The organism is Paenibacillus ferrarius, from assembly GCF_002027705.1.
Classification (GTDB): domain Bacteria; phylum Bacillota; class Bacilli; order Paenibacillales; family NBRC-103111; genus Paenibacillus_E; species Paenibacillus_E ferrarius.
The window spans coordinates 28,990-47,501 of sequence record NZ_MBTG01000035.1 but is presented as its reverse complement, the minus strand read 5'-3'; the positions used below and the strand labels follow the sequence as shown (position 1 = coordinate 47,501).

General features: G+C 45.9%; 17 protein-coding genes and 1 other annotated feature. All 17 genes read left to right on the top strand.

Annotation, left to right across the window (positions count from 1 at the left end; translation table 11 throughout):
- Positions 1-33: 33 nt before the first annotated feature.
- The 17 genes from gltX (at position 34) to rpoC (ending at position 18,416) form a co-directional block, all read left to right on the top strand.
- On the top strand, positions 34-1,488 hold the full coding sequence (gene gltX, locus BC351_RS30230; protein WP_079418055.1) for a glutamate--tRNA ligase: 1,455 nt from the start codon (positions 34-36) through the stop codon (positions 1,486-1,488).
- 336 nt (positions 1,489-1,824) lie between these two features.
- Positions 1,825-2,496, top strand: a complete 672-nt coding sequence (gene cysE / locus BC351_RS30225) for a serine O-acetyltransferase (RefSeq protein WP_079418053.1) — start codon at positions 1,825-1,827, stop codon at positions 2,494-2,496.
- Positions 2,477-3,877 (top strand): cysteine--tRNA ligase, encoded by a 1,401-nt coding sequence (gene cysS, locus BC351_RS30220; RefSeq protein WP_079418051.1) that lies wholly within the window; start codon positions 2,477-2,479, stop codon positions 3,875-3,877. The genes cysE and cysS overlap by 20 nt, the downstream gene beginning before the upstream one ends.
- Positions 3,874-4,305, top strand: coding sequence for a Mini-ribonuclease 3 (locus BC351_RS30215; RefSeq protein WP_079418049.1), 432 nt, complete (start codon positions 3,874-3,876; stop codon positions 4,303-4,305). Before cysS ends, BC351_RS30215 begins: the two co-directional genes overlap by 4 nt.
- Positions 4,306-4,332: 27 nt before the next feature.
- Entirely contained in the window at positions 4,333-5,079 is a 747-nt protein-coding gene (gene rlmB / locus BC351_RS30210) for a 23S rRNA (guanosine(2251)-2'-O)-methyltransferase RlmB (RefSeq protein ID WP_079418047.1), read from the top strand.
- A gap of 5 nt (positions 5,080-5,084) precedes the next feature.
- Positions 5,085-5,597 carry an NYN domain-containing protein gene (locus BC351_RS30205; RefSeq protein ID WP_079418045.1) on the top strand — a complete coding sequence of 171 codons (513 nt, stop codon included), beginning with the start codon at positions 5,085-5,087 and terminating at the stop codon, positions 5,595-5,597.
- Between the two features lie 120 nt (positions 5,598-5,717).
- Positions 5,718-6,362, top strand: coding sequence for an RNA polymerase sporulation sigma factor SigH (sigH, locus tag BC351_RS30200; protein ID WP_079418043.1), 645 nt, complete (start codon positions 5,718-5,720; stop codon positions 6,360-6,362).
- A gap of 224 nt (positions 6,363-6,586) precedes the next feature.
- Positions 6,587-6,736 (top strand): 50S ribosomal protein L33, encoded by a 150-nt coding sequence (rpmG, locus tag BC351_RS30195; protein WP_079418041.1) that lies wholly within the window; start codon positions 6,587-6,589, stop codon positions 6,734-6,736.
- 19 nt (positions 6,737-6,755) lie between these two features.
- Entirely contained in the window at positions 6,756-6,968 is a 213-nt protein-coding gene (gene secE, locus BC351_RS30190) for a preprotein translocase subunit SecE (RefSeq protein ID WP_028557510.1), read from the top strand.
- 24 nt (positions 6,969-6,992) lie between these two features.
- Entirely contained in the window at positions 6,993-7,526 is a 534-nt protein-coding gene (gene nusG / locus BC351_RS30185; RefSeq protein WP_079418039.1) for a transcription termination/antitermination protein NusG, read from the top strand.
- A gap of 101 nt (positions 7,527-7,627) precedes the next feature.
- Positions 7,628-8,053, top strand: a complete 426-nt coding sequence (rplK, locus tag BC351_RS30180; protein WP_029196472.1) for a 50S ribosomal protein L11 — start codon at positions 7,628-7,630, stop codon at positions 8,051-8,053.
- Positions 8,054-8,174: 121 nt separating this feature from the next.
- A complete protein-coding gene (rplA, locus tag BC351_RS30175; RefSeq protein WP_079418037.1) occupies positions 8,175-8,867 on the top strand; it encodes a 50S ribosomal protein L1 in 693 nt (230 codons plus the stop codon).
- Between the two features lie 54 nt (positions 8,868-8,921).
- Positions 8,922-9,076 (top strand) — a sequence feature (ribosomal protein L10 leader region).
- A 64-nt stretch (positions 9,077-9,140) separates the two neighbouring features.
- Positions 9,141-9,650, top strand: coding sequence for a 50S ribosomal protein L10 (gene rplJ / locus BC351_RS30170; protein WP_047683208.1), 510 nt, complete (start codon positions 9,141-9,143; stop codon positions 9,648-9,650).
- Between the two features lie 55 nt (positions 9,651-9,705).
- The gene (gene rplL, locus BC351_RS30165; RefSeq protein WP_079418035.1) at positions 9,706-10,071 is read left to right on the top strand and encodes a 50S ribosomal protein L7/L12; all 366 of its coding nucleotides are present in this window, start codon (positions 9,706-9,708) and stop codon (positions 10,069-10,071) included.
- 139 nt (positions 10,072-10,210) lie between these two features.
- On the top strand, positions 10,211-10,807 hold the full coding sequence (locus BC351_RS30160; protein WP_079418033.1) for a class I SAM-dependent methyltransferase: 597 nt from the start codon (positions 10,211-10,213) through the stop codon (positions 10,805-10,807).
- A 379-nt stretch (positions 10,808-11,186) separates the two neighbouring features.
- Positions 11,187-14,726 (top strand): DNA-directed RNA polymerase subunit beta, encoded by a 3,540-nt coding sequence (gene rpoB, locus BC351_RS30155; protein WP_079418031.1) that lies wholly within the window; start codon positions 11,187-11,189, stop codon positions 14,724-14,726.
- 69 nt (positions 14,727-14,795) lie between these two features.
- A complete protein-coding gene (gene rpoC / locus BC351_RS30150) occupies positions 14,796-18,416 on the top strand; it encodes a DNA-directed RNA polymerase subunit beta' (protein WP_079418029.1) in 3,621 nt (1,206 codons plus the stop codon).
- Positions 18,417-18,512: the final 96 nt, after the last annotated feature.

Genomic DNA, 18,512 nt, shown 5'->3' with positions numbered 1-18,512 from the left:
GGTATTAATTGGGGATAAGAGGAGATAACAGTCATGAATCAACCTTTACGTGTGCGTTATGCACCTAGTCCGACCGGGCATTTACATATTGGCGGTGCCCGTACGGCATTGTTCGATTATTTGCTGGCGCGCCGCCATGGCGGTGCTTTTGTAGTGCGCTTCGAAGACACGGATCAAACCCGTCATAAGGAGTCTGGGATCGAGGATCAACTGAATGGTCTGAGATGGCTGGGTTTGGAATGGGATGAGAGCGTAGATATTGGAGGTCCCTACGGTCCTTATCGTCAAATGGAGCGTTTGGACATTTACCAAACTTATCTAGATCAATTGCTGCAGAGCGGGCATGCGTACCCTTGCTATTGTTCAGAAGCCGATTTGGAGCAGGAGCGGGCTGAGCAAGAAGCGAGCGGTGAGATGGGCGGCTACTCCGGAAAGTGCCGTCATTTAACGCCAGAGCAGATCGCTGCGCACCAAGCAGAAGGACGCAAGCCATCTACCCGTTTCCGTGTGCCGGCAGACCGTATAATTGAAATCGAGGACAAAGTGCGGGAGCATGTTGAATTTGAATCCAATGGCATCGGCGATTTCATTATTGCGCGTCCAGACGGGATTCCTACGTATAATTTTGCTGTCATTGTGGATGACCACTTGATGAAAATCAATCTCGTTATTCGCGGCGAAGAGCATCTGTCCAATACACCAAGGCAAATTCTGATGTATGAAGCGCTCGGGCTTCCTGTTCCTGACTTTGCACATCTGGCGTTGATCTTGAATCCAGACCGCAAGAAAATGAGCAAGCGGGATGAGTCCATCATCCAGTTCATTGAGCAGTATAGAGAGCTTGGCTACCTGCCGGAAGCGGTTGTTAACTTCATTGCTCTGCTGGGCTGGTCTCCGGGCGGCGAAGAAGAGATCTTCACCAAAGAAGAATTGATTGCCCAGTTCGACTTGGATCGCGTATCCAAAAGTCCGGCTGTGTTTGATATGGATAAATTGAATTGGATGAACAATGCGTATTTGAAGAAAACGCCACTCGCGCGCGTAGTGGAATTATGCAAGCCGCATCTGCATAAAGCTGGTTATATTCAATCGGAGTTGGATGAAGCGAAGGAAGCTTGGGTTACGGCGCTCGTAGGCCTTAATCAAGACAGAATGCGCTACGCGGCTGAGATTGTTGAACTCTCGAGCATCTTCTTCAAAGATGAGCTTGTCATTGATGAGGAAGCGGCGGCTGTGCTCAAAGAAGAGCACGTCCCTGTGGTATTGGCGAGTTTCCTGACCCAAGTGGAGCAGGCGGAAGCCTTCACGGTAGAAGCTATTCCCGCTTTGTTGAAACAAGTGCAGAAAGATACAGGATTTAAAGGGAAGCAGCTCTTCATGTCCATCCGTTCCGCACTGACAGGACAAGTGCATGGGCCCGATCTGAATGTGTCTCTTTACCTGCTGGGCAAAGAAAAAGTCGCTTCACGTCTAAGGAACTTATTGTAAAGCAAGTTTCTTTTCGCTATACTGAATCTAATACGCAATGCGATGATCAGGAGAGTACGTTTAATTTGGGATTTATCAGAGAGGATAATCGAGGCCTAGCGGCTTCGGCTGTGAGTTATCCAATCCCGCTAACCGGAAATGCACCTGGGAGCTGCCGCGCCGAATCCTCGCAAGAGTAGGGTAGGCGCAGCCGGAGTACCCACGTTACGGGAACCTAAGTTGGGAGACTTCCGAGTCACCAAGCAGAGTGGAACCGCGATAACTACGCCTCTGCAGCCATATGGCTGCGGGGGCTTTTTTGCATGATTTTCTATTGAGAAGCGAGAAGGTGAGAGCATGTGGACATCCATCAAATCTGATATTTCCGCTGTATTCGATAACGATCCTGCTGCGCGCAGCTGGTTTGAAGTTGTGTTTACGTATTCCGGGCTTCATGCGATTTGGGCGCATCGGGTAGGTCACTGGTTCTACAAACGAGGGCTGTATACGATTGCTCGTGTGATTTCACAATGGAGCCGGTTCATGACAGGAATTGAAATTCATCCAGGCGCGACGATTGGCCGAAGACTGTTTATTGATCATGGCATGGGGGTCGTGATTGGGGAAACTTGCGAAATCGGAGACGATGTTATTCTTTACCAAGGGGTTACCTTGGGAGGAACGGGGAAAGAGAAGGGGAAGAGACACCCGACGATTGGCAACAATGTTGTTGTTGGCTCAGGCGCCAAAATTCTGGGATCATTTCTGGTGGGCGAGAATTCGCGCATTGGGTCTAATGCGGTCGTTATTCAGGAGGTTCCCTCTAACAGTACTGTCGTCACAATGCCGGCTAAGCTGGTGAAGCGGGATGGCGTTCGCGTGAATCGTTTGGACCACGGCAATCTGCCGGATCCGATTATTGATATATTTCAGGAATTGCAGCAGCAAATCAATGAACTCAAAGAGCAGCTTGAACTAGAACGTTCAAAGAATGGAGAAGCGAGAGAACATGACGCTCAAAGTGTATAACACCTTAACACGTAAGAAAGAAGAATTCATCCCTCTAGAGCCAGGCAAAGTGAAGATGTATGTATGTGGCCCTACCGTCTATAACTACATTCATATTGGGAATGGCCGTCCGGTTATCTTTTTTGATGTTGTACGCCGCTATCTAGAGTCTCAGCAGTATGAAGTCAATTACATTACGAACTTTACCGACGTGGATGATAAAATGATTCGCAAAGCCGAGGAGTTGGCGGTTTCGGTTCCTGAGCTGGCAGAGACGTTCATCCAAGCCTTCTTAGAAGATATCTCTAAGCTCGGCGTTCACGATGCCAGCATGAATCCGCGCGTAACGGAGAACATCCAGGAAATCATTGATTTCATTGCTGCTCTTGTGGAGAAAGACTTCGCTTATGAAGCTCGCGGCGACGTTTACTACCGTACGAACAAATTTGCCGACTATGGCAAACTGTCGAATCAGAATCTGGAAGAGCTCCAATACGGCATCCGTATTGAAGTGGACGATCGCAAAGAGAATCCGCAGGATTTCGTTCTCTGGAAAGCGGCGAAGCCAGGAGAGATTTCTTGGGATAGCCCTTGGGGGCATGGTCGCCCAGGCTGGCATATTGAATGCTCGGCCATGGTTCGCAAATATTTGGGTGAAACGATTGATATTCACGGCGGCGGGTTCGATCTGACATTCCCGCATCATGAGTGTGAAATTGCTCAGACTGAAGCCGTGACGGGTAAGCCCATGGCTAACTATTGGATGCATAATGCTTTCCTGAATATCGATAACGAAAAAATGTCCAAATCGCTGGGCAACGGTATTCTGATTCGCGATTTAGTGCAGCAAATTAAGCCGGAAGTGTTCCGCTTCTTTATGTTATCCGCGCATTACCGCAATCCGCTGAACTTCAGTGATGAAAGCCTGAAGCAAGCTTCAAATGCTTTGGAGCGGATTCAGAATGCCTACGATAATTTGAAATATCGTCTAGCTACCGCGTCCGATTCCAGTGAAGTGGATCCGGCGATAACGGATCGTCTAGCTGCGATTGCCAAGCAATTTACGGATAAAATGAATGATGATTTCAACACGCCGGATGCCATTACCGCTGTTTTCGATCTGGTTGCCGAAGCGAATCTCTATCTGCAGCAGGAGCGGGTGCATGCAGGCGTACTGCAACTTTTCATCGATCAATTGCAAGCTTTTGATCAAACACTGGGCATTCTCTCGCAGCAAGCCGACGAGCTGTTGGATGAAGAAATCGAACAATTGATTGTTGATCGAACAGAAGCACGCAAGTCCAAGAACTGGGCGCGTGCCGATGAAATCCGCGATCTGCTCACGGAGAAAGGGATATTCCTAGAGGATACACCACAAGGAATACGCTGGCGCCGCAAATGAGCGAAATCTCTACTGAAAATGCCAACCTGTTTGTTTTCCCGCCTTCGAAGAGCCCGCATTTGCTGAACCCTTTAGTTTTGGCCTATATTGGGGATGCTGTGTATGAGGTTTATATCAGGCAATATGTCATCTCTGGAGCCAATCATCGGCCGAACCATTTGCATAAAGCCTCGACAGGCTATGTCTCGGCGAAAGCTCAGTCTAAGATACTTGAGGCTTTGATGCCGATGCTGACGGAAGAGGAAGTTGACATGGTGAAGCGGGGACGCAATGCCAAATCAGGAACAACAGCCAAAAACGCGGAGGTGCTGGAATACCGGCACAGTACCGCGTTTGAGTGCTTGATCGGATATTTGTACTATAAGCAATCCTTTGATAGATTGAAGGAAATATTGGACTTTGCTCTTGCCTACAAGCGGCAATCTTAAGCGAAACGTCTAGGAGGAAGAAAGAGAATGGAAGAAGATCAGGAGTATATTGGCGGCAAGCACTCCGTGTTAGAAGCGATTCGTGCAGGCCGGACAATTAATAAAATATGGATAGCGGAGAATGCGCAGAAGCAGTTCGCAGGCCCGATTGTGGCAGAAGCCAAAAATTTGGGGATTCTAGTGCAATTCACAGACAAACGGAAGCTTGACCAAATGGCGGAAGGGTTGCAGCACCAAGGTGTTGTAGCGCAAGTAGCGGCCTATGCTTATGTGGAGGTTGAAGACATTCTGGCGAAAGCCAAGGAATTGGGGCAAGAGCCGTTTATTTTGATTTTGGATGAGATTGAGGATCCGCATAATCTGGGTTCTATTTTGCGGACGGCTGACTGTACAGGGGTTCATGGCGTTATTATTCCCAAACGCCGTTCGGTTGGGCTCACGGCCACCGTTTCCAAAACTTCCGCGGGGGCTGTTGAATACGTACCGGTTGCACGCGTAACGAATATCGCACAAACGATTGAGAAATTGAAAGAACAAGGTGTTTGGGTGGCAGGAACGGACGTATCTGCTGCACAGGATGTCTATCGAGCTAATTTCAACATGCCTATTGCGCTCGTTATTGGGAATGAAGGCAAAGGCGTTGGCCGATTAATTAAGGAAAAGTGTGACTTCTTGGTGAAGCTGCCGATGGCGGGACATGTGAATTCTTTGAATGCATCCGTTGCTGCGGGCGTGTTGATGTACGAAGTGGTACGACAGCGTAAACAGAGTTAAATGGGATGGAAGAGTTTCTGATTGTAGATGGCTACAATATCATTGGAGCTTGGCCGGAACTCAGTAAACTGAAGGATACGGATCTGGAAGGCGCGCGGGACAAATTGATCCATATGCTGGCGGAATATCAATCCTACTCTGGGATGAAGGTCTATCTTGTTTTTGATGCTTATATGGTGCCGGGGTTAGGGAAGAAGTATGTGCAAAGCAAATTGAATGTCCTCTACACCAAAGAGAAGGAAACGGCAGATGAACGAATCGAGCGTTTGGTCACGAATTTGATGGGCCGCCGCAAGCAAATCTATGTCGCAACTTCGGATATGATTGAGCAGCATGTGATTTTCGGCAAAGGCGCTCTTCGTTTGCCTGCCGGTGAATTGCTGGTCAAAATCAAGCAGAATCGCAAAGAAGTGCGAGAACGCATTCATCCAGAAACATCAACGAAACGCAATCCGTTCGAAGGAAAGCTGAGCAATGAGCTTAAAGCACAGTTCGAACGCTGGCGAAGAGGCGAGTGAAATCCTCCAAATGCTAGAAATGGGGCGGTTCCCCGTTGACGGTGTGAGATTTCATCATGTATACTTAACCTAAACTTTTATAGAGAATCTGGGTAGTCCTGCAGGCCGGAGGGATTGTTGGTGAGTGTCGACCTCAAAGAACTGAGAATGTATGATTATGACCTCAAGCCAGATGAAGACATCGTCGAAGCAGTCCGTGAAGGCAATAGCGAAGCGTTGGAATACCTTATCAATAAATATAAGAATTTCGTACGTGCCAAAGCACGTTCTTATTTTTTGATAGGTGCAGACCGAGAAGACATTGTGCAGGAAGGCATGATAGGTTTATACAAATCTATTCGCGACTTCCGAGGAGACAAGCTTGCTTCATTCAAAGCCTTTGCTGAACTGTGCATCACGAGACAGATCATCACGGCCATCAAGACAGCAACGCGTCAGAAGCACATTCCTCTTAATTCCTATGTTTCACTGGACAAACCTATCTATGATGAAGATTCTGATCGTACCTTGCTTGACGTTATTAGTGGTTCCCGGGTGACTGATCCTGAGGAGCTCGTGATTAATCAAGAGGAGTTTACGGGCCTTGAAGATAAAATGGGAGAGATATTAAGCGACTTAGAGCGCAGAGTACTGATGCTTTATCTTGACGGTAGATCCTACCAAGAGATTGCTGTTGATCTCGATCGACATGTGAAGTCTATTGATAATGCTCTTCAACGCGTCAAACGCAAGTTGGAAAGATATCTGGAAGTTAGAGATTTATAAATGGTACCCGTGCTGCTACAACTGCGCGGGTATTTTTCTTTGTACGGATGTTTAACAATTCGCTGGAGAGTCTATACTGTTGATACTCTCGCTTTTGTGAGACTTGAGCCTTGACACTCTATCACGGATTGTGATAAAGTATTTCAGGTAGCCCTAAAAGTCGCTTTCTTTTTGACGCGCTTCGAAGGGCTTTAATTAGAACGTGTCTGTAGGAGGTGTACATCATGCGGGTCATCATCACATTAGCGTGCACAAATTGCAAACAAAGAAACTATGCATCCACTAAAAATAAGCGCAACAATCCCGACCGTATTGAGTTGAAGAAATATTGCAAATTTTGCAATGAACATACTGCTCATCGCGAGACTAGGTAGTTCTTTGGAGGTGTAGTTTGTGGCGTTCTTGGCTAGAATGAGACAAAGCTTCGGATCCACTTTTTCCTTCTTCACCGACAGTTGGACAGAACTCAAAAAGGTCAAGTGGCCAAGTCGCAAAGAGATGACTACCTATACGCTTGTCGTTATTGGTACCGTAGCTTTTGTTGCTATTTATTTTTTTGTGCTTGATCTAGGAATTTCTGAGTTGCTGCGCCTTGTTTTTAAATAAACAGGACTATAGGTGAATTTATTCATGGAAAAAAGATGGTACGTCGTACATACCTATTCAGGGTATGAGAACAAAGTGAAAGCCAACCTAGAGAAACGTGTAGAATCTATGGAAATGACGGACAAGATCTTCCGTGTGCTTGTGCCCATGGAAGAAGAATTGGTAAACAAAGACGGCAAGAAAAAAGTCGTCATGCGCAAAGTTTACCCAGGATATGTCCTCGTCGAAATGATTCAAACGGACGACTCTTGGTACGTAGTGCGTAATACGCCAGGAGTGACTGGATTCGTAGGTTCTACAGGATCCGGCTCTAAACCGACTGCATTATTACCTGAGGAAGTTGAATCTATTTTGAAGCATATGGGGATGGAAGAGCCGAAGGAGATTATCGACTTCGAACTCAAAGAAACCGTACGCGTCAAGGTGGGACCTTTCGCAAACTTTGTTGGATCTGTTGAGGAAATTGTGGCTGACAAGGGTAAACTTAAGGTGCATGTCAACATGTTTGGTAGAGAAACCCCGCTTGAGCTCGATTTCGACCAAGTGGAAAAGCTATAAAACAAGACAACCAAGGGTTTCTGCCAGGTCTATTCCTCGGGATAGACCTTCGTTAGTGGGATCGCATCAGATTCCATATTAAATGCAAGGAGGTGTCTATCATGGCAAAAAAGGTTATCAAAATCGTGAAGCTTCAAGTTCAAGCTGCGAAAGCAAATCCAGCACCACCGATCGGTCCAGCATTGGGTCAAGCAGGTGTGAACATTATGGCTTTCTGTAAAGAGTTTAACGCGCGTACTGCTGATCAAGTTGGTCTTATCATTCCGGTTGAAATCACAGTATTCGAGGATCGCTCCTTTACATTCATCACTAAAACGCCTCCGGCTGCAGTTCTTCTTCGCGTCGTTGCTGGTATCGAAAAAGGATCCGGTGAACCAAACAAAAAGAAAGTTGCAACTGTGAAACGTGCAAAAGTTCGCGAAATCGCTGAACAAAAAATGCCTGACTTGAATGCTGCATCCGTTGAGGCTGCAATGCGTATGGTCGAAGGTACTGCTCGCAGCATGGGAATCACTATCGAAGATTAATTCCGCAAGGAATGCGGTTAACCGTTAAGCAATCGCTTGCGAAGTGAGTTTTCTTTGAGGGAACTCTTCAGCCGCTCGGTGGGAGGATTATCCGCTAATACCACTAAGGAGGAATATCATTATGCCTAAACACGGTAAAAAATACCGCGAGGTATCTCAGCTTGTAAATGCTGAAACCTTGTATGATCCATCAGAAGCAATCGAGCTTGTTAAGAAAACAGCTCCTGCTAAATTCGATGAAACTGTAGATGTTGCAGTTCGTCTGGGTGTTGACCCAAGAAAACAAGATCAGGCTGTTCGTGGTGTCGTTGTACTTCCACACGGTACTGGTAAAACAAAACGTGTACTCGTATTTGCCAAAGGCGAGAAAGCGAAAGAAGCTGAAGCAGCTGGTGCAGATTTTGTTGGTGATGCTGACATGATCAACAAAATTCAACAAGGTTGGTTCGAATTTGACGTTTGCGTAGCTACTCCAGACATGATGAGCGAAGTGGGTAAACTGGGTCGTATCCTCGGGGGTAAAGGTTTAATGCCAAACCCTAAAGCAGGAACAGTTACTTTCGACGTTACCAAAGCTGTTCAGGAGATCAAAGCTGGTAAAATCGAATACCGTCTTGATAAAGCAGGACAAATTCATGCTCCACTTGGTAAAGTATCTTTCGATGCAGACAAGTTGAATGAAAATTTCAAAGCATTGGTTGATGCGCTTGTTAGAGCGAAACCAGCAGCGGCTAAAGGTGTTTACCTGAAGAACATTGCTGTATCTTCGACTATGGGCCCTAGTGTTCGTGTGAACCTGTCATCCTTCAGATAAGTAGAAGCTTCCAGTTGACTTCGGTTGCTGGGCATGATACTCTATCAAAGGTCCTAAAAATGAATATGCAAACCGTAGACAGTAGGTGCCACCGGGCTTAATTTCCTACCGAGGTGTTATGATATATATAGCGATTTCTTTGTACATCAGGGAAAAAGTGAACACATCATGCCTTCGTAGCGTCTACGAAGGCATTTCTTATTTTATAAGGAATGCTGATGCTCCTACTGTTTGCGAACTTGAATGATAAATGCATAAGAAGTGAGGTGTACTATGGCAAACGCGAAAATTCTTGCAGAGAAAGAGCAAGCAGTAGCTGAAGTAACTGAGAAGTTTAAAGCTAGTGCTTCTACAATTATCGCAGACTACCGCGGTTTAAACGTAGCTCAAGTAACACAGCTGCGTAAAACCTTGCGCGAAGCTGGTATTGAATTCGTAGTTCTCAAGAACTCGTTGGCTAGACGCGCATCGGCAAATGCTGAGCTAAGCGCATTGGATGAGTACCTTACAGGTCCAACTGCTATTGCTTTCAGCAAAGACGATCTAGTTGCTCCAGCGAAAATCTTGACTGAATTTGCGAAAAAGAATGATCAATTGAGCGTAAAAGGTGGCGTGGTCGAAGGCCGCGTAGTTGGATACGATCAAATCAAAGCACTTGCTGAACTTCCATCCAGAGATGGTCTTCTCTCCATGTTGCTTAGCGTTCTTCAAGCTCCAGTTCGTAACTTTGCACTTGCTGTTAAAGCAGTTGCTGAGAAAAAAGAAGCTGAAGGTCAAGCTTAATTTTGTTTTACAACAACAACCACAAAATATATGAAATGATAATGGAGGTTTAACCATGAGCACAAATGCAACGATCCTAGAAGCAATCAAAGGCATGACAATCTTGGAATTGAACGACCTGGTTAAAGCAATCGAAGAAGAGTTTGGCGTAACAGCAGCAGCTCCAGTAGCAGCTGGCGGTGGCGCAGCAGTAGCAGTTGAAGAAGCTCAAACTGAGTTTGACGTTATCTTGACAAGCGCTGGCGCATCCAAAATCAACGTAATCAAAGTAGTTCGCGAAATCACAGGTCTTGGCCTGAAAGAAGCGAAAGACCTTGTTGACGGAGCTCCAAAAGCAGTTAAAGAAAAAGTTAGCCAAGAAGAAGCAGAAGCTGTTAAAGCTAAGCTTACTGAAGCTGGCGCTTCCGTAGAAGTGAAATAATTTCTTTACCTTAGGAAACCTCTTGAAGCTTGCCTTCAAGGGGTTTTTTTAAACCTAAGTTTTTACCCTTAGGAAAGCCTTAGGAACGCGCTCTGTTATTAGATTTTCCTATAGGTAAAAAGAAGGAGGGAAGCTTAACGTGTCAGAGCACTATTATACGCAGCGGCCTACGGCTAAACGGGATGTTCACACTATGCAAGAAGTGCTGCGCGGCAAGACGTACACATTCTTGACGGATGCGGGCGTCTTTTCGAAAAAAGGTGTCGATTATGGAAGTAAGCATTTGATTGAAACGATGCAGTTGAATGAAGATGCCAAAGTTTTGGATGTTGGGTGCGGCTATGGACCCATTGGGCTTAGTGCTGCTGCGATGTGTCCGAAGGGGCATGTGACAATGGTCGACATCAATGAAAGAGCGATTGAGCTTTCATTAGATAACGCCAAGCGCAACGGCATCGCTAACGTAAGCATTATCCAAAGCGATCTGCTGGAGCAAGTGAAAGATCAGCGTTATGATGCTGTGCTGACGAATCCTCCGATTCGCGCCGGCAAAGAAGTGGTCCATCGCATTTTCACAGATGCTTATGATTGCTTAGTGGAAGGTGGAGCCATCTGGGTTGTGATTCAAAAGAAACAAGGCGCTCCTTCGGCGATGAAGAAGCTGGAGTCACTCTATCGTGACGTTGTTGAAGTCTCCAAGGATAAAGGCTATAAGATTCTCAAGGCAACGAAATAAGCTTCCTAAGCGACAGGCTGAAAGTCTTATCTCATAATCGCGGGAATTTGTTTGACTTGACATTTTAGATGTGGTATTATTAAAAAATGTCAGTATTAAGATGGGACACATGTCTTTAGTTAACAAAAATGTCAAGTCTTTTTTTCGTCCGAGATGAATAAAATTTGAACGTATAACGTATAATGTTTGAATTTTGGGAAACTCTAACAGGATGAGAAGAAATATTTGGAAAAGTTTTAGTGATGACAGAGAAAAACCTTCATCCATACAGTCGCTTATTCGGACGGGCTCCACTAACGGAGGCGTCCTGAGTGTACGTCGGTCGAAGTTTTTCTTCTTTCTTTTTATTTATTGAGTAGAGTTGAGGGGTGAATGAAAGTTGGCGGGACATCTTGTTCAATTTGGACGACGTAAACGCAGGACTTATGCACGAATTAATGAGGTGCTGGGCATTCCAAACCTGATTGAAATCCAGCAAAAATCGTATGAGTGGTTTTTGGAAGAGGGACTTCGTGAGATGTTTCAGGATATCTCTCCGATTCAGGATTTTACAGGGAACCTGGTACTGGAGTTTATTGACTATAGCTTAGGCGATCCTAAGTATTCAGTTGATGAATCCAAAGAACGCGACGTAACCTATGCGGCGCCGTTAAGAGTCAAAGTCCGTTTGATTAATAAGGAAACCGGCGAGGTCAAAGAACAAGAAGTGTTCATGGGGGATTTCCCTATCATGACTGACACGGGAACGTTCATTATTAACGGTGCGGAGCGTGTAATCGTCTCCCAGCTCGTTCGTTCACCCAGTGTTTATTATAGCACGAAAGTGGATAAAAACGGCAAAAAAACTTACACCGCAACCGTTATTCCGAACCGTGGAGCTTGGCTCGAACTTGAGACTGATGCGAAAGATATCATCTATGTTCGTATTGACCGCACGCGTAAAATTCCAGTAACTGTTTTGCTTCGTTCCTTAGGTTTCGGCACAGATGCTGAAATTCTGGATTTGCTCGGTGATAATGAGTACATCCGCAATACGCTCGATAAAGATAACACGGATTCTACGGAAAAAGCGTTAATCGAAATCTATGAGCGTCTTCGTCCGGGCGAGCCTCCTACACTTGATAATGCAAGAAGCTTGATCGTTGCTCGTTTCTTTGATCCGAAGCGTTATGATCTAGCGAATGTAGGGCGTTACAAAATCAACAAGAAATTACACATCAAAAATAGATTGTTTAATCAACGTTTGGCAGAAACATTGGTGGATTCCGAAACGGGTGAAATCATTGCAGAAGCTGGACAATTGCTTGACCGTCGTGTGCTTGATGAAATCCTTCCTTTTATTGAAAAAGGAGCAGGCTATCAAGAATTCACGATCCCAAAAGGTGTAACTGGCGCGGACACAATCCCTGTTCAGTGCATCAATGTTTACTCACCAACAGAAGAAGGCAAGATTGTTAAAGTTATTTCCAATGGTGTGATTGATAAAGCAGTGAAGAATATTACGCCTGCCGATATCATTTCATCCATTAACTACTTCATCAACCTGCTTCATGGCATCGGGAATACGGATGATATCGATCATCTGGGCAACCGTCGTCTTCGTTCTGTAGGTGAATTGCTGCAAAACCAATTCCGTATCGGTCTTTCCCGTATGGAGCGTGTTGTACGTGAGCGTATGTCGATTCAAGATGCGAATGTTATTACGCCGCAAGCTTTGATCAACATTCGACCTGTTATTGCATCTATTAAAGAGTTCTTCGGTAGTTCCCAGCTTTCTCAGTTTATGGACCAAACGAATCCACTTGCTGAATTGACGCACAAAAGACGTCTATCTGCACTCGGACCCGGCGGTTTGACGAGAGAGCGCGCAGGGATGGAAGTGCGTGACGTCCATCACTCTCACTATGGCCGTATGTGTCCTATTGAGACCCCTGAGGGACCGAATATTGGTTTGATCAACTCGTTGTCGACATTTGCCCGTATTAATGAGTATGGCTTCATTGAGGCTCCTTACCGTTGGGTAGATCCGAAGACGGGTCTGGTTACCGATCAAATCGCGTACCTGACTGCTGATGAAGAGGATAACTATGTTATCGCTCAAGCGAACGCAGAATTGACGGAAGAAAACAAATTCGTTGAAGATGCCATTATCGTTCGTTACAAGGATGATAACTTAACGCTGCCGGTTGAACGTGTCGATTACATGGACGTTTCTCCGAAGCAAGTTGTATCCGTCGCAACGGCGCTAATTCCGTTCCTCGAAAATGATGACTCCAACAGAGCGCTCATGGGTTCAAACATGCAACGTCAAGCTGTTCCTTTGCTTATCCCTAAAGCACCTCTCGTAGGTACGGGTATGGAGCATAAGGTAGCTAAAGACTCAGGAGTATGTATTGTATCCAAATTTGATGGAATTATTGAGAAAGCTGCTGCCAACGAAATTTGGCTGCGTCGCCAGGAACTGGTAGATGGCAAATTAGTTAGTGGCAACATCGTCAAATATAAGCTTCACAAATTTATGCGTTCCAACCAAGGTACTTGTATCAATCAACGTCCGATTGTGAAAAAAGGACAATTGATCAAAGCGGGAGATATTCTTGCGGATGGACCATCAACAGAACAAGGTGAATTGGCACTTGGACGTAACGTTGTCGTAGCTTTCATGACTTGGGAAGGTTACAACTACGAGGATGCGATCTTGCTTAGCCAGAAGCTTGTAAAAGAAGATGTGTACACTTCGATTCATATCGAGGAATACGAGTCCGAAGCTCGTGATACGAAGCTTGGACCTGAAGAAATCACACGCGATATTCCGAACGTTGGGGAAGATGCACTGAAGAACCTTGATGAGCGTGGTATCATCCGTGTTGGTGCCGAAATCGGCGCTGGCGATATCCTTGTTGGTAAAGTAACACCGAAAGGTGTAACGGAGCTGACAGCGGAAGAAAGATTGCTGCATGCAATCTTCGGAGAGAAAGCTCGTGAAGTTCGTGATACATCCCTTCGCGTACCGCATGGTACAGATGGTATTGTCGTAGACGTGAAAGTATTTACTCGTGAGAATGGCGATGAGCTGCCTCCAGGCGTTAACCAACTCGTACGCGTTTATATCGCACAAAAACGGAAAATTTCCGAAGGCGATAAAATGGCGGGACGTCACGGTAACAAAGGGGTAGTAGCACGTATTCTTCCTGAAGAAGATATGCCTTTCCTGCCAGATGGTACGCCGGTTGAAGTTGTTTTGAATCCACTAGGGGTTCCTTCACGGATGAACATTGGTCAAGTGCTTGAAGTTCACTTAGGTATGGCTTCCAAGTACCTCGGTATCCATGCTGCAACTCCAGTATTCGATGGAGCGCGTGAGTATGACGTGTTCGATGCGATGGAAGAAGCCGGCATGCAGCGCAGCGGCAAAACGATTCTGTACGATGGTCGTACGGGTGAGTCGTTCGAACGTGAAGTTACTGTTGGCGTCATGTACATGATCAAATTGGCGCACATGGTTGATGATAAAATCCATGCCCGTTCTACAGGACCTTACTCCCTTGTTACTCAGCAGCCACTGGGTGGTAAAGCGCAGTTCGGTGGACAACGTTTCGGGGAGATGGAGGTATGGGCGCTTGAGGCATACGGAGCGGCTTATACACTGCAAGAAATCCTTACCGTGAAGTCAGATGACGTTGTAGGCCGTGTGAAAACATACGAGTCGATCGTCAAAGGTGAAAATGTTCCAGAACCAGGTGTTCCGGAATCATTCAAAGTTTTGATCAAAGAGCTTCAAAGCTTGGGGATGGATGTCAAAATCCTGTCCGGCGATGAAGAAGAGATCGAAATGCGAGAAGCCGACGATGATGACGAAGTCACTAGCGATAAATTAAACCTAAACTTAGAGGGCTCTGAATTAGGAGTCAACGAATAAAGAACACCACAATAGATCGAGAACGATTCACTGCATAGTGGGTTTAAATTCTTAAAGGAGGGTTGCTCCTTGATGGACGTTAACAACTTCGAGTTTATGAAAATCGGCTTGGCATCACCCGATAAAATTCGCTCTTGGTCCCGTGGGGAAGTAAAGAAGCCGGAAACGATTAACTACAGAACCTTAAAGCCTGAGAAAGAAGGTCTTTTCTGCGAAAAGATCTTCGGGCCTACGAAAGATTGGGAATGTCATTGCGGTAAATACAAACGTGTTCGCTATAAAGGCGTCGTTTGTGACCGTTGTGGCGTTGAAGTAACACGCCAGAAAGTACGTCGTGAGCGCATGGGTCATATTGAACTTGCTGCTCCGGTATCTCACATTTGGTACTTCAAAGGTATTCCGAGCCGCATGGGGCTTGCGCTGGATATGTCTCCAAGATCCTTGGAAGAAATTATCTATTTCGCTTCCTATGTTGTTACGGATCCAGGTGATACGCCTTTGGAGAAAAAGCAGCTGCTTTCCGAGAAAGAATACCGCAGTTACCGTGAGAAGTACGGGTATGCTTTCCAAGCTGGTATGGGTGCTGAGGCCGTTAAGAAATTATTGGTCGACATCGATATCGAACGTGAAGTAGATACGCTTAAAGAAGAACTCAAAACAGCGCAAGGTCAACGCCGTAATCGTGCGATTAAGCGTTTGGAAGTTATGGAAGCTTTCCGTAACTCCAAAAACCTGCCTGGTTGGATGATTCTGGATGTACTTCCAGTTATCCCTCCTGAGCTTCGCCCGATGGTACAGCTCGACGGCGGTCGTTTCGCGACTTCCGACTTGAATGACTTGTATCGCCGTGTTATCAACCGTAACAACCGTCTCAAAAGATTGCTCGACCTAGGGGCTCCGGATATCATTGTTCAAAATGAGAAACGGATGCTTCAAGAAGCGGTCGATGCGCTTATTGATAACGGTCGTCGCGGCCGCCCTGTAACAGGACCTGGTAACCGTCCTTTGAAATCCCTCAGCCATATGCTGAAAGGTAAACAAGGCCGTTTCCGTCAAAACTTGCTCGGTAAACGTGTCGATTACTCCGGACGTTCCGTTATCGTTGTAGGTCCTAACCTGAAGATGTACCAATGTGGTCTTCCGAAGGAAATGGCACTTGAATTGTTCAAGCCTTTCGTTATGAAAGAGCTTGTGAATAAAGGTTTGGCTCACAACATCAAGAGTGCGAAACGCAAAGTAGAACGCGTAAGCCCGGATGTATGGGATGTTCTTGAAGAAGTCATCAAGGAGCACCCGGTTCTTCTGAACCGTGCCCCTACGCTGCATAGACTTGGTATTCAAGCTTTCGAACCGATTCTGGTTGAAGGCCGCGCCATTAAGCTCCATCCGCTCGTATGTACAGCTTACAACGCTGACTTCGACGGTGACCAAATGGCCGTTCACGTACCATTGTCCTCTGAAGCTCAAGCTGAAGCTCGTTTGCTGATGCTTGCGTCAGGCAACATTTTGAATCCGAAAGACGGTAAGCCGGTTGTTACGCCTTCACAGGATATGGTTCTGGGAAGCTTCTATTTGACAACGGACAACAAATTCGCTAAAGGTGCAGGTTCTATTATTAGAACTGTTCACGAAGCTGTTTCTTCTTACCAATCGGGCAAAATGGCGCTGCACGCACGTGTTGCCATTCCTGCAAAAGCTTTGAACAAAATTAGCTTCACTGAGAAGCAGCAAAATGCAATTCTGATCACAACCATCGGTAAAATTATTATGAACGAGATTTTCCCTAGCGATTTCCCGTTCATTAATGAGCCAACCAAAACGAATTTGCTGAATGGCATTCCTGACGCTCACTTTGTTTTCGAAAAAGGTGCTGATCTTAGAGCGATTATGCTTGATCGTCCTGAGAACAAAGCGGTAGGTAAAGAATATCTCGGCTCCATTATTGCTGAGTGTTTCCGCAAATACCATACAACGCAAACTTCGATGATCCTTGATAAAATCAAAGAGCTTGGATTCACGTATTCCACCAAAGCGGGTATTACCGTTGCTGTCTCTGACGTTGTTGTTCCAACTGAAAAAGTAGCCATCCTCAAAGATTGCGAAGAGAAAGTACGCGTAGTTACGAATCAATACCGCCGTGGTTTGATTACGGATGAAGAGCGTTATGACCGTGTCATTGCAATCTGGAGTAAAGCGAAGGATGAAATCACAGATATCTTGATGAAATCCCTAGATAAGTACAACTCCATCAGCATGATGGTTGAATCCAAAGCACGGGGTAACAAATCCCAGATTACACAGCTTGGCGGTATGCGTGGTTTGATGGCGAATCCATCCGGTAAAATTATGGAGTTGCCGATTAAATCAAACTTCCGTGAAGGCTTAACGATCTTGGAGTACTTCATCTCTACGCACGGAGCGCGTAAAGGTCTTGCCGATACAGCCCTGCGTACTGCCGATTCCGGTTACTTGACTCGTCGTCTCGTTGACGTAGCACAAGACGTAATCGTACGTGAAGATGATTGTGGAACAGACAAAGGCTTCATGGTTAGCAAAATTCAAGACGGTAAAGAGGTTATTGAAGATCTTTACGACCGTATTGAAGGGCGCTATGCCTATGAAACGCTTCGTCATCCACAAACAGGTGAGGTTATTGTTCAACGCAATGAACTCATCGAATCAGGTATTGCAGACACGATTATCGAAGCTGGCATCGAGAAACTGCAAATTCGTTCCGTTCTTAGCTGCCGCACGAATCATGGTGTTTGCAAAAAATGTTACGGCCGCAACTTGGCTACTGGCCAATTCGTTGAGGTTGGTGAGGCAGTTGGTATTATTGCTGCACAATCCATCGGTGAGCCAGGAACACAGCTGACGATGCGTACATTCCATACCGGTGGTGTTGCCGGAGATGATATCACGCAAGGTTTGCCGCGTATTCAAGAGCTCTTCGAAGCTCGGAATCCGAAAGGTCAAGCGATCATTTCCGAGATTGATGGTACCGTCAAAGAGATCCGTGAAGCGAAGGACCGTCGTGAGATTGAAGTCCAAGGCGAAGCGGAATCCAAAGTATATGCAGTTCCTTACGGTTCACGTGTTCGTGTTTCATTGAATCAACAAGTGGAAGCTGGAGACGAGTTGACGGACGGATCTATCGATCCGAAAGAGATGCTTCGTATCAAAGGTATCCGCGGCGTGCAGAACTACATTCTGCAAGAGGTTCAACGCGTTTATCGTAACCAAGGGGTAGAAATTAACGATAAGCATATCGAAGTTATGGTTCGTCAAATGTTGCGGAAAATCCGTATCGTTGACGCTGGAGATACAACGCTTCTTCCGGGTTCCTTCGTAGACATTCATGAATACGAAGCAGCTAACAAAGTAGCCTTGTTCGCTGGCAACGAGCCGGCTGTAGCAAGACCCATCTTGCTCGGTATTACGAAGGCGTCCCTTGAGACAGATTCCTTCCTATCTGCGGCATCCTTCCAAGAGACCACACGTGTCTTGACAGATGCAGCGATCAAAGGCAAGGTTGACCAATTGCTTGGTCTTAAGGAGAACGTTATTATCGGGAAGCTCATTCCTGCAGGTACAGGTATGCCTCGTTACCGGAATATCCGTATCACGGATCCTAACGAAGTTGTCGTGCAAGATGAGGACCTTGAGAAAGAAACGGTCGCAGTCGAATAAAGACGATATAATGAGAGAGGGATGCTCACTTTGAATGAAGTGAGCAATCCCTTTTCATTTTTCATATGAAACTATGAGATTGTTGTTGGGGAAGAG